Source organism: Paenibacillus sp. BK720 (assembly GCF_011761545.1).
Lineage (GTDB): Bacteria > Bacillota > Bacilli > Paenibacillales > Paenibacillaceae > Pristimantibacillus.
In genome coordinates this window covers 376,778-389,491 of record NZ_JAASRQ010000003.1, presented here as the reverse complement: position 1 = coordinate 389,491, position 12,714 = coordinate 376,778, and the positions used below count along the sequence as shown (strand labels likewise).

General features: G+C 51.1%; 12 protein-coding genes. 6 read left to right on the top strand and 6 right to left on the bottom strand.

Annotated features, from left to right (window positions below; translation table 11 throughout):
* Positions 1-118 precede the first annotated feature (118 nt).
* From FHT67_RS13775 to FHT67_RS13760, 4 genes are all read left to right on the top strand, one after another.
* Entirely contained in the window at positions 119-1,081 is a 963-nt protein-coding gene (locus FHT67_RS13775; RefSeq protein WP_167198983.1) for a DMT family transporter, read from the top strand.
* A gap of 6 nt (positions 1,082-1,087) precedes the next feature.
* On the top strand, positions 1,088-1,729 hold the full coding sequence (locus tag FHT67_RS13770) for a nitroreductase family protein (protein ID WP_132311094.1): 642 nt from the start codon (positions 1,088-1,090) through the stop codon (positions 1,727-1,729).
* A 304-nt stretch (positions 1,730-2,033) separates the two neighbouring features.
* Positions 2,034-2,453 (top strand): DUF1259 domain-containing protein, encoded by a 420-nt coding sequence (locus tag FHT67_RS13765; protein ID WP_132311096.1) that lies wholly within the window; start codon positions 2,034-2,036, stop codon positions 2,451-2,453.
* A 46-nt stretch (positions 2,454-2,499) separates the two neighbouring features.
* Positions 2,500-2,922 carry a DUF1259 domain-containing protein gene (locus FHT67_RS13760; RefSeq protein ID WP_167198980.1) on the top strand — a complete coding sequence of 141 codons (423 nt, stop codon included), beginning with the start codon at positions 2,500-2,502 and terminating at the stop codon, positions 2,920-2,922.
* A gap of 64 nt (positions 2,923-2,986) precedes the next feature.
* Here the strand turns inward: FHT67_RS13760 and FHT67_RS13755 are convergent, their stop codons facing one another.
* The 4 genes from FHT67_RS13755 to FHT67_RS13740 all read right to left on the bottom strand — a co-directional run bounded on the left by FHT67_RS13755 (position 2,987) and on the right by FHT67_RS13740 (position 6,734).
* Positions 2,987-3,847: a metallophosphoesterase family protein gene (locus FHT67_RS13755; protein ID WP_167198977.1), complete on the bottom strand. Its 861-nt coding sequence runs from the start codon at positions 3,845-3,847 to the stop codon at positions 2,987-2,989.
* Between the two features lie 12 nt (positions 3,848-3,859).
* Positions 3,860-4,729: an EamA family transporter gene (locus FHT67_RS13750; protein ID WP_347880094.1), complete on the bottom strand. Its 870-nt coding sequence runs from the start codon at positions 4,727-4,729 to the stop codon at positions 3,860-3,862.
* A gap of 147 nt (positions 4,730-4,876) precedes the next feature.
* Positions 4,877-5,644, bottom strand: coding sequence for a DeoR/GlpR family DNA-binding transcription regulator (locus FHT67_RS13745; protein WP_167198975.1), 768 nt, complete (start codon positions 5,642-5,644; stop codon positions 4,877-4,879).
* A gap of 121 nt (positions 5,645-5,765) precedes the next feature.
* Complete coding sequence (locus tag FHT67_RS13740; RefSeq protein WP_167199705.1) at positions 5,766-6,734, bottom strand: MraY family glycosyltransferase; 969 nt, start codon at positions 6,732-6,734, stop codon at positions 5,766-5,768.
* Positions 6,735-6,950: 216 nt separating this feature from the next.
* Between FHT67_RS13740 and FHT67_RS13735 the strand changes: the two genes are divergently transcribed.
* Together FHT67_RS13735 and FHT67_RS13730 are read left to right on the top strand one after the other, a co-directional pair.
* Entirely contained in the window at positions 6,951-7,313 is a 363-nt protein-coding gene (locus FHT67_RS13735) for a DUF1304 domain-containing protein (protein ID WP_132311104.1), read from the top strand.
* Positions 7,314-7,559: 246 nt separating this feature from the next.
* Positions 7,560-10,670, top strand: coding sequence for an amidase family protein (locus FHT67_RS13730; protein ID WP_243867148.1), 3,111 nt, complete (start codon positions 7,560-7,562; stop codon positions 10,668-10,670).
* A 43-nt stretch (positions 10,671-10,713) separates the two neighbouring features.
* Here FHT67_RS13730 and FHT67_RS13725 read toward each other — a convergent pair whose 3' ends face one another.
* Together FHT67_RS13725 and FHT67_RS13720 are read right to left on the bottom strand one after the other, a co-directional pair.
* A complete protein-coding gene (locus FHT67_RS13725; protein WP_167198972.1) occupies positions 10,714-11,628 on the bottom strand; it encodes a helix-turn-helix domain-containing protein in 915 nt (304 codons plus the stop codon).
* Between the two features lie 115 nt (positions 11,629-11,743).
* Positions 11,744-12,652: a metallophosphoesterase family protein gene (locus FHT67_RS13720; protein ID WP_167198969.1), complete on the bottom strand. Its 909-nt coding sequence runs from the start codon at positions 12,650-12,652 to the stop codon at positions 11,744-11,746.
* Positions 12,653-12,714 lie beyond the last annotated feature (62 nt).

Sequence of the window (12,714 nt, the reverse complement as noted above, 5' to 3'; positions counted from 1 at the left end):
TATCGATACAGTTGGAGTAAAACGGCGTTGTTTGGTTAACCGATATCCCGTATCTTCAAATTAACGGTTACAGACGTTCGCGAACACGCTGCCGTAAGCTCTGAGAGGATGATGAAACATGGTTCACAAGGAAATGAGGCTCCCTTATCTCCTCGCCGTGCTTAACGCGGTCATTATCGGATTATCTTTTTTGTTTGCCAAGACGGCGCTGGATTACGCCAGTCCGCTTGATACGCTTGCTTTTCGCTTTACCTTATCGTTTCTCGTTATGTCTATTCCGGTCGCTGCCGGCTGGATGAAGCTTTCCTACCGCGGCAAGCCGCTTGGCAAAGTGCTGCTGCTGGCATCCATGTACCCGCTTGGGTTCTTCACGCTTCAGGCCTATGGGCTGCAGCATGCCAGCTCGGCGGAGGGTGGCATCCTGTATGCATTTACGCCGGTCGTTACGATGATTATCGCTTCCCTGTTCCTTAAAGAAACCACGACCGTTCCGCAGAAGCTGTCAATCTTCCTGTCGGTGTTTGGGGTGGTGTTTATCTTTGTCATGAAAGGCAGCGGCATTGATCTGTCCAATCTGCTTGGCATTTCGCTGCTGTTGCTTACCTGCTTCGCTTTTGCCGGGTATACCGTGCTGGCCCGTTCGTTATCAGGACTGTTCAGCCCGGCGGAAATCACTTATTTGATGATGGGCATCGGCTTTGTCTTTTTTGCTGTTACCGCATTTACCAGCCATGCCTCGGCAGGGACCCTTTCCCATATATTCGCGCCTCTGGCGAGCGGCACCTTCATGGCATCGCTTATTTTCCTGGGCATCGTATCCTCGCTGTTAACGGCACTAACCTCCAATTACATTTTGTCCAGGATGGAGGCGTCGAGAATGAGCGTGTTTGCCAATCTCTCTACCATTGTATCCATGACGGCCGGAGCAGTCTTTCTTGGGGAAAAAGTAACGATCTATCATCTGATCGGCTCGGTGCTGATCATTGCCGGGGTGATCGGCACGAATAGGCTTGGCCGAAAAAAGGCTGCCGGGGGCGGAAAGAGCGAAAAACTAAACGCCGTAAACCATTCAAGGAGTTGAAGATCAATGTCATCAACCGTTTTTGCCGATTTTTATGCGATTATCCGGGAGCGCCATTCCGTTAAGCATTATGATGCCGCGCACCGGCTAAACGAGAAAGAGATCATCGGTCTGCTGGAGATTGCAAGCCAAGCGCCGTCCGCCTGGAACCTTCAGCACTGGAGGTATCTTTCCATCCATAGTCAGGCTGCTAAAGAGAAGCTCCTGCCCATCGCTTACGGGCAAAAGCAAGTCGTCGAAGCTTCCGTCGTCATAGCGGTACTTGGCGACCTTGAAGCCCATCGCAACGCTGAAGATGTCTTTGGACCCGATGTGGAAGCCGGACTGATGACGGAGGATATCAAGGCTAGTCTAATCGATCAAATAGATGCGGCATACGGGGATTCCCCCGCCTATGCGCGCGAGGAAGCCATTCGCAACGCGTCGCTTGCGGCCATGCAGCTTATGCTGGCTGCAAAGGCGAAAGGACTCGACTCCTGCCCGATGGGCGGATTTAGCGCGGATGCTTTTATCGAAGCGTTTCATATACCATCCCGATATATTCCGGTTATGCTTATCGCGATTGGCAAGGCGGCGGCCCCGGCCCGCGCCTCCTTGCGTTTTCCGGTTGAACAGACCATTGTTTGGAACGGTTTCCAACAGGAATAACAACGACTTAGATTGTCTTGAAAAAATAAGGTCCAGGAATGCGTGCCAATAGGTGCGCACTCCTGGACCTTTTTTAGCAGGAAACCCACTCGCCTTTGAGGCTAGTTCATCATTCAAGTGCTTCTTGCTAGTTGACTTCGTCGGCACTGCAAAACTCCGCAATGGTTGGAGGATGGCGCTTTGCAGATATAAACGAATGGCTAGGAGCGCCAAAAGGACATTTTCTTAAATCTAGTAATTACGCACAACTCGATTTGCTAGATTCAACATAGATTACAGCAGTACTGATTAAAGGAGGATTTATATGGCGCAAAAAGTAAAGGTAAGTCCGCAATTCGCAAGGTTGTGCACGCAATTCTCGAAAATTCTGGGAGGTGAATCGGAGATCGAAGCAGGTCCGGTTTGTTTCGTCACTCGGATGACGAACTTAAAAGAGACCATTTTAGGCAGAAGAACCCGTTCTCCTTTGGTTCAAATGCAAATGTTCTCGTTCGAGTCTCTAAGCGCTTCGGGCCGCGCGCTTTGTTTAGGCGAGACCGCCGTGCATCAAAATCAGGTTAATCGATTGATGTCGAATCTTCGTAAACGCGGAATCAAAGTCACTTCTCTTCATAATCACTGGCTTAACGAGAACCCGCGCTTAATGTATATGCACTGGGAAGCTGATATGAATCCTGTAGAGTTTGCCAAAAAAACCAAGGCATCTATCGCATTCCTCGGCTAATGTTTGAGTATTTTTTTATTTTTAAACATGAAAGGATGATCTGTAAATGGCGCAACCTGTAAAGGCAAGTCCGCAATTTAAAAAAATATGCAACCGCTTCTCCTCCATTTTGGGCGGGACAGAGCATGAAATTACGAAAGGGCCGGTTTGTTTCGTTTCAAGAAACAGAATTATAAGAGCCTCTATTTTAGGAAAACGCACCGCGTCCCCTCTCGTTCGTTATCAATTGTTCTCGTTTGAGTCATTGGACAGTTCCGGACGAGCACTCTGTCTGGGAGAAACGGCGCTTTTCCAAAACCAGGTCAATCGCTTGCTCACAAACCTTCGGAGGAACGGGATAAAAGTTACGGCCGTTCATAATCACTGGTTGTTCGAGAATCCGCGTCTCATGTACGTCCACTGGGAGTCTATTGATAATCCTATTGAGTTTGCTAAAAAAGTAAAACGTTCGATCGCTTTCTTGGGCTAATGATTAGCATCATTTAAAAATAAAGGGGAATCGCAGCTACGGCGAGACCCCCTTTGTTACATAGTTATAACCGATGACTCGGAATCTCCCACTCATACCGGACCCTCTCGAGCCACTGGCCCGCGGCAAAGTCCCGTCCCCGGACGATAATCCGATTCTCGTATACCTCGACGAACAGCCCTTGACTTCCGTCCTTATGCTCGTCTTCATCCGTCCAGAGATAGGCAACGGATGCCGCATTAAACATGCGGGGCATTTGTTCATCGTCATACAGGGTATGAGGCGTTTCCAGCTCCCAATGCGTATGCCCGGTAAACAGCACGGCATGCCTATGTCTGGACAGCACTTCCTTAAGCTGTTCATCTTGGGTTACGCCATACCACTTCTGCGACTCGCAGGAGCCCGCAACCGTATCCTTAAGCGGCTGATGCAGGAACACGAAGGCAGGACGATTCAGACTCTTGCTTTCCTCTAATTTGCGGTCCAGCCAGGCCAGCTGCGTTTCCGACAGAAACGAGAACAGATCCAGCCCCCGCTCGGTTCCGAGGAAGATGAAAGAATATCCTTTCACCAAATGAGCGTGATACGGCCCGCCCATCTCCGTCGCATCCAGATAAGCGCCCAGGCGCGAAGGCCACTCTCCCCCGCCGACATCATGATTGCCGGAAGCAAAATAAGCGGTTGGCAATCCTTCTCCGTGCTCCCGCCATATTTTGCGAAACTCCGCATACTCTTCCGCATGCCCGTGATCGGTGATATCGCCTGCATGCATAATCCCGTCGCTGTCGGGTGCCACCCGTTTTATATCCTGGAGCGCCCGCGCCAGGTTGCGATTATGCGTATGTCCGGGATCCGTCCTCACATGCGTATCGGTAATGACCTGAAATTGAAGCCGTGCCTTCCCTTTGCCCTCTTCATTTGTCATATTCGCAACCTCCTATATACCCAATATCCCCACAAGCAGAATACCCGTAAAAATCAGGCTGGCGGACGCTAACCGCAGACCGCCTTTTCCTTCCTTCAGCAGCCATACGCCCATAAAGGTCCCGAAGACGGTCCCGATCTCCCGAAGCGGCGCCACATACGTCAGCTGCGACATGCTCATGGCGAACAGGAACAGCAGGTAAGAGCCCGGAGACAGAATGGAGCCTGCCGCAAGCAGCCTCCCGTTTGCCTTTATCTCCCGTACCCAGCCTATTTCCCGGAGCCGGATGAACGGAGCAAGCCCCGCCATAAATCCGATATTCGATATCTCTAACAGCACAACCGGCGAGAAATGCCGCAGATTCACTTTGTCCACCATCACATAAGCCATTGTGCAGAGGCCTACGGCAAGAATAGACGACAGTACTTTTCCCGAAGCTTGAAACCGCTGCTTTCTCCCATAGAACCCGCTTAACAGGAAGAACCCCAGAGCAATTAACCCAAGGCCCAGCCAACCCCAGGCTGACAGCCGCTCGCCCAAGAAAATAACCCCGCAAAGAGGCAGCAGGAAGGTCGCGATCCCTCTCATCATCGGGTACACCTGGGACAAGTCACCGAAGGTTAACGTTCGGGACAAGAAGTACGCATAACCTGCCTGAATCAGCAGCGACAGAATCAATAGGACATAACCTGATAATGGCACTTGAACGGAGACCATCTCCGAAATAAATGCCGGCAGAAGCGTTAGCGTAGCAGGAATATAGATCATGAACAAAAACAATTGCTTATTCCCGCTCTTCTTCGTGAGCAAATTCCATACGGCATGCGCCACGCCGGAACCCAATACAAGCCATACGGCATGCGAAATAATGACCCCTCCCACCACTACATCAACCGACTAATTAATACACACATAAACACACATAAATGCAACTTTACGCAAATGGTAGCATGAGCCTTTTACCCTGTCAATGAGAAAAGCATTAAAAAAAGAGCCCTCGGGGAAGGCTCTCTTCTTGCTTCTCGGCTTCTATTTGCATTCAACGGAAATGCCGGCTTCCTTGTATCGCTCAAGGATATCGGAGCTAAGCCCGGAATCCGTGACAATACGCTCGATCTTATCCAGTCCGCATACCGGCGTAAGCGACACGATATCAAACTTGCTGCTGTCCGCAAGCGCGATGACCCGCCGCGACCGCTCCAGCATTCTATTCTTCAGTTGAATCTCGCTTATCCCGTAATCCGTCAGCCCTTCCGCCAGGGAGATGCCGCTCACGCTCATGAAGAACAGATCGGCATGGAATTGGGAGACAAACGACTCGGCAAAATCCCCAACCGCGCACTGCTCCGAATTACGAACGACTCCGCCTACGAAAATAATCGTGAACTGGGGTTTAGCCATAAGGATGGAGGCGATCGGAAAGGAGTTGGTTAATATCGTTAACCGTTCGAAACGAGCGGCCAATGCTTTGGCGAATTCCGTATTTGTGGTGCTTACATCCAGGAACAAGGATTGCCCCTCCTCCACATAACGAAGAGCCGTCTGGGCCAATTCTCGTTTCTCGGGATGTCTCTTCGTCTCCCGCACGGTGAAGGGGAGCTCCTTCCGGTAGTCCACCGGAGGCAGGGTAGCACCTCCATGAACTCTCTTCAGGAAGCCTTCCTGCTCCAGATACTCCATATCTCTTCGAATCGTCTCGAACGATACGCCGAACCGCGCGATTAAGTCCGCCGTCTTTACCGATTGAAATTCATGAAGCAGCTGTATGATTTGTTGATGCCGGTCATGTATAAGCATGGATACTCCCCCAATAATGCGGACTGCATGGTCACTATTCGCTATTTCTTCTAGAATAACACACAAATACACATTACAACAAAAAAGCCGGAGCCCACGGACAGGGCTCCAGCCTTAACCTTTATATCTCGACCAGCATAAGAATAATAGAGGACAAGCCGAGGCATGTACCCATTAAACACAATACCATGAGAGCTTGCTTGTGATTGAGACCAGCCCGCAGCAGACGGTAATGTGCTTGGCTCGCATCCGCCTGATAGATCGCCTTCCCTTGCAGGAAACGCTTGAGCATCACGTACAAATTATCGAAGATCGGAACCCCTAACGCAAGGATCGGGATAAAAATAGAAAGCGCCGTCGCTTGCTTGAAGGCTCCGTCGAGCGAAATGACGGCCAGCATAAATCCGAGGAAGGTCGCCCCCGCATCGCCCATGAATATTTTGGCCGGAGGTTTGTTGAATCTTAAATACGCTAAGGTTATGCCTACTAGAATAATCGCCATATTCGCGGAGCTCGACTGTCCCATTGCCAACGCTACGATAAACAGAGTCATCGCTGAGATGGCAGACAATCCTCCCGCCAGCCCGTCCAGCCCGTCCGAGAAGTTGATAACCGTCGTGACTCCAAAGATCCACAGCGTCGTCAAGACAAATTGCAACAGGACGGGAAGCACGACATAATGGCCGGAGAACGGATTAACGAAGCCCTCAAACACAACGCCTGAGGCGTAAACCAATACGGCGGCGGAGAGTTGAACAATCAGCTTGGGCAGAGCGGGAAAATCCTTTCCTTTTGTCTTATACCAATCGTCAACCGTACCGATCGCCAGCAGCAATAGACCGCCTAGGAATATCGCCCCCGTCTGCATGGAGAAATCCCGGACTACAGCCAAATAAGCGATAAAAAAGCCAATAAAAATCGCATAGCCGGCCGTCAGAGGGATCGGCTTCCGGTGCAGCTTGCGCTCGACGTCCTTTCTTGGCTTGTCTACAAAATCAATTTTAAACGCAAGCTTGCTGAACGGAGGAATCAACGCAAGCACCGTCACAAAGGACAATAAAAAAGCAGCAACGTATAAAATCGCAATCACCACCAATACGTGAATATACCTTATCTCTCATTATATATTCATCACGAATGGTGTCGACTGATGATTCACTGACTGTCGACTGACGCCGGGCTTTTAAGAGAATGCTATATTTACCGTATATTTTAAGCAGCGGGTTATATAATAAGGGCTTTTCATGTATAATCTTGTCGAACAAATTGTACGCAATTTATTTAAAAAAAGGAGTGCTGGACAGCTATGCTACTTGTCTCCGTCATCCTAACGGCGATTGTTGCGATCGAACATGTGTATATCCTGATTCTCGAGATGTTTCTGTGGACGGGTCCAAGAGCGAGGAAAGCCTTCGGAACCGACAAGGCGTTTGCGGAAGCAACCAAGTCGCTTGCCGCCAACCAGGGATTGTACAACGGTTTCTTGGCCGTGGGTCTGTTCTGGGGACTTGTCCATCCCGATGCTTCAGCCGGACACCAAATTCAGCTGTTTTTCCTGGCTTGCGTACTTGTAGCGGCGGTCTACGGAGGGCTGACGGCAAAACGTTCGATTCTTCTCGTTCAAGGCCTGCCGGCACTTATCGCGCTTATTGCCGTGCTTTTAACTTAGTATTTTGCCAGGAAGAATAAAAATGGCTGCGGAGTCTATCTCCGCAGCCATTTTTTATATTGATTTTTACCCTTTACAATAAAGTAAGCGTAAATAACATGTTAGAATACATAACATAACTTATTAGAAAAGAATAGATTTATTTAAAAATTTTACTTTTATATGAATTCACGTTAGTTTAATTGACGCTCTATTAACATGGTGATAGAATCTCTATCGAGTTCATATGGAAGGAGTTGCATGAAATTGTTCAAAAGCAAAAGTCATCAACCGCAAGACAAACGACCGTCTGCCTCCGATCGGGAAACTCCCCGGGGATCGAAACGCGCTTGGAGCAAAAAGTACGCTATCGCGGCAACCCTCGCGCTTTCCATGGTTTTCGCCGGAGTTATTCCATCCAATAACGCTTATGCGTTAACTAAACTGACCTCCGCGAGCGGAATAGATTGGGAGATTCACGATTCATTCGCGCCTAACCTGGACACAGGCAGCATCCGCAGAGCGAGCAACACGCCTATACAGGGGTTTGGCAATATTTTCGTCCAGGTATCCACCACGCCGTCGCCCAGGATGAACGGGCAATTAATGAGAGGCTTCGGGCTTGAATTCGATGGCAGCGACACCTTCGACACTACGCAATCCGTCAATCTTGGCGACGTCCTCATTACACGCGATGTTTACCTGAACAGCGCAAACAACAGCGTTCGTTTCTTCGATACCTTCACCAACACAACCAACGCTCCCGTAACCGTCAATGTATCCTTCGGCGGATCGCTCGGCTACGGCACCGGCCAAAATTACGGGGCCGTAAAAACGACCTCTAACGGCGACACGGCCATCGCCGCCGACGATTCATGGGCTTTGATAGGCACAAGCAGAGCTGCGGACCGCCCAATCGGCGTCATTCTTGGCTCCCCCGCTCCGTTCGTAGGAGCGCTGCAAGGCACCGGCGATCAGCAGCAGAACCCTTTCACCACCCCGCTGCCAACCTCCGGCAATGATGCGAACTTCTACGGCTTCATTCATAAGCTCACAATCGAACCCGGTCATACCAAATCGCTGGCCAGATACGTTCTTGCCGGAGAAACAGGCGAGGCTGGACTAACCAAAGCCGCGGATTCGCTCGATCAACTGACCGAAAATCCCGACCTCACCCACTTGTCCCCCGCGGAAATATGTACGCTTAGCAACTGGGATCTGTCTAGTCTCCCTGGATTTGATACTGCCGCTTGCGCGGATGTCACGCGTCTCGACATTCCGGCAGCCCCTGCAGCAGCACCTGCCGTAACGACCTCCGATTACGATGTCACCAACAAAAGCATTGAGCAAATGCAGTCCGATATGGAGAAAGGCATTACGACCTCCGAAGCGATCACAAGGGCTTATCTGGATCGCATTAACGCTTATGATCTCGGACAGCTCGGTTTCCACTCCTTCCTTCACGTCTCCGAAACGGCCATCCAACAGGCCAAGGCAGCGGATCAAGCTCGCAAAGAGGGCAAGACAGGCCAATTGCTTGGCATTCCGATTGCCGTCAAGGATATCTATGACACCAAGGATATGCCAACCACCGGCGGCTCCAAAGCGTTGGAAGGCTGGCAGCCTAAAGCGGACGCTTACCAGATTCAGAAGCTGAGAGAAGCAGGAGCCATCATCATCGGCAAAGCCAACACATCGGAGTTTGCCAACAGCGGCAGCTTTAGCGAAAGCGGCTGGATGCAAACCTGGAATGCGCTCTATCCGTCCAAAACTTCGTTTGGTTCCAGCGGAGGCCCCGCAGTATCCGTCGCTGCAAGCTTTGCGGCAGCGGCCATGGGCACGCAGACGGGCGTATCGCTGTACGCGCCGTCTACGGGCGGCAGCCTGGCAGCCTTCCGCGGAACGGACGGCATGGCAAGCACGCGCGGCGTAATGCCGCTGACATGGGGGCAGGACTATGCCGGACCAATTGCCCGCACCGTCACCGACCTCTCTTATATCCTTAACGCAACAACCGGCACCGACCCGCAGGATATGCTGACGCAAGAGGCAGATGCCAAAAAACCTAGCGACTGGACCAAGGCTCTAGACCGCAACGCCCTGCAAGGCAAGCGAATCGGCTATATTCCATCCTCGTTCGTGTCCTCATACGCCGACGACGGCACGGGACAAGCCGTCATGCAGCACTTCGAAGACCTGGTGGAGGCAGGAGCTACCATGGTGGAGATGAGCGCGCCTCCGGGGGGCGGCACAAGACCCGCGGGCAATGCCGGCTCCGAGGGCTGGGCACGCTACATCGAGCTGAACCCGGATTTCCCTTACGCCACGGGCGACGAGCTGCTCGCCTCGCCAAAGCTGCTGTTATACAATCAAGCAAGCTTGCAGGTACGTCCGCGAATGACCGAAAGCCAAGTACAGGCGTACCTCGCTTACAGAACGAACTACAAGAAGATTATCGCGGACTGGATGGATCAATACGATGTGGACAGCGTTGTGTATGCAGGCTTTATCAGCGATATGTATAACAACGACAGCGCCGCAGCTCAGCTAAGCTCAGACAGAGGCACCGGCGTACTTACCTCCAACGTTGGACTGCCAACGGTCGTAGTACCCGTAGGCAAGAACCCGAATGGCTATTCGATTTCCATGCAGCTGGTCGGCAAAGCGTGGGATGACGCGAACGTTCTGGCCATGGGCTACGCCCTGGAGCAGCATACTTTAGCTCGCAGCGTAACCGCCTTCGCGCCAGCGCTGAGCTATACGCCGCCAACAACACCTCCAACAACAACGCCGCCAACAACAACGCCTCCGGGCAATAATAACGGAACGCCTCCGGGAGGCAATGAAACACCGGGCGAAGATCCTGTGTCGTTCGCCGACACAGAAGGACATTGGGCGAAGACAAGCATCGACTTCCTGGTCAAGAAGGGGTTATTGGCCGGTTACCCGGACGGCACCTTCCGCCCGGACCTTGGAATTACGCGCGCAGAGGCCTTAAAGGTGCTGGCGATACAGCTTGGACTTCAATCGCAGGCAAGCAGCTTCTCGGACGTGCCTAGCACGCATTGGGCTGCCGGCTACATCGGAGCCGCTCAGAAGTCCGGACTCATGAACGGTTATGCCGACGGGAAATTCCGTCCGGACGATCAGCTTAACCGGGCAGAAATGGCCGCCCTTGTAGCCAGAGCCTTCCAGCTCAGCGGCGGCAGCACCACTGCCTTCCCTGATGTGCAGGAAGGCAATTGGGCGCATACCTATATAGAAGCCCTTATGGCCAACAAGATCGTTACCGGGTATGCCGACGGCACCTTCCGCCCCAACTCCGCAATAACCAGAGCGGAATTCGCAACCATGATTACCCGGGTTCTTCAAAGCTAGCACACAGAAACGGACGGACGCCGGCAAGCGTCCGTCCGTTTCTTTATTCTTTCTTTTCCTCGATACGATACCATAATTCGCAGTACTCATCGCCGCTTGGATGCGTACAATACATTTCAAAATTACCGCCGTCAATAATTTGGTACTTGGACGTTTGCAGCCATTCCGAGAATATCCGGTTTTTAAGCGAACGCAAATCATAGTTACCGCTCCCATTCCCGTCATTTAACGTGGAGAATACCGCCCAAGTAGATGCCGGAACATCAATAACCGCATACCCCTCTATCTTGCTTCCAGCCGATTTATAACACCCGATTAAATAAGGAAATGTGGTATTGCTTGTGAACCTGTAGGAATCAAATGCAAAGACCTCTCCAAGCTCTTTAGCGAAATGGCCTTCAGCCCGCCAATTTCCGGCTAATGAATGAAACAGCCGGTCAAATTCGCCATTCTTAGAAATGTTTTGCCAGACTTCCGGGATCGTTACTCCGTCTTGATTCGCAATATTGTCCATGCCGTATATATCTTCTAGTCCAAACACTTGAAAAGCTTCCCGTTCCTCAATTCGATAATTCATCTCGGTAGCTCCCTTGAGAATAATTTGAAAGGAGAGACGAGGGTACGCTTTCAATGGGCTACCCGCCTGCCGGGCCGCAGTAGGCGTCAGTCCGTGCAGGTTCTGAAATGCCCGCGAGAATGATTCGGGCGTTTCATAACCGTATTTCAAGGCGATATCCGTTACTTTGTTCTTCCTGTCCTGTAAGTCAAAAGCGGCAAGCGTCAGCCGTCTGCGCCTTATATATTCGGATAAAGGCATCTCAAGCACAAACGAAAACATACGCTGAAATTGATAGACGGAGCATAAGGCAATCCTAGCTATCTGCTCGTAATTGATATCGTGCTCCAGGTTATCTTCAATGTAATCGATAGCCAGATTCATGCGCTGAAGCCAATCCACGTCGATCCCTCCTTTCGTAAGGAGCATAACACCGCGATGTTCAAGCAGCCTGACAATTCATGCAATAAAATGACAGCTTGTCCGTTTTAATCCGCGTCCCGCTGCTTCTCCGAGTTTACTGCAAACTTCCGCTTTCGGATTGTTCATCCTCTTTAATATAAGTTTCGAACCGGCGCTCGCCTTCAATTAGGGTGATGACTCTGGCGCCGCGCTTCAAATCCCCATACGTGTTGTAGCCGGTAGCACGGCCATAGCCAAGCGAGATGCCATGAAGCACGCCAATGTAGTCATTATTATGATCATGCCCGGCAAACACTCCCATAACATCTCCCCTGTCCAACAGGGCGGCGAACAACCCGCTGTTGACCTTAGGGCAGCACACTTGCTCTCCTTTCGTGCCTTCTGCCTCACCGGATTGCCATACCTCGTTATATTCAGGAAGAGGGATATGAAGGAAGGCAAGCCCAGGCAGCACGGCGTTATTTTTCTCGGCAAGCTGGCGAGACTGTTCTCTGTACCATTGAACCTGACTAGGCTGAATCCATGCGTATCCGCCGATGCTTGCATCCGCATATTCGCCCGAATCCATGAAATAAAGAACGGCTGCGTCTTCTTCGGACGAAGAGCTTTTGACCGTTGCCGTATAATTGCCTATGCCGCCAATGTCCCCCGGACCGGCTTCGCTGATGCAATTGTCGAATTCGGATAAAATCTCTTGCAGCTCCGGCTTCTTCACATTTCTCTCCGCATCGTGATTGCCGTAAATAACGGCGAACGGAATACCCGATTGATTGGCGATTTGCACCGTTTTCCGGAATCCCCCCCTTAGGTCGCCCGTCTCATTATCGGCAAAAATTACGTCTCCCGTGAAAACAATGAGATCCGGCTTCTCGGATTCGATCAGGTTCTTGATTAACGCCAGCGATCGGATATCCTTTTCCCCTAACCCGTCATAGACATGGACATCCGTGAACTGAATGATTTTAAAAGTCCCGTCCTTGCGAAATGCCAATTGTTGTTCCATCGTTTAAGCCTCCCGCGAAGTTATTATTCTTCACTGTTATTACTTATCCACTACCCCATCAT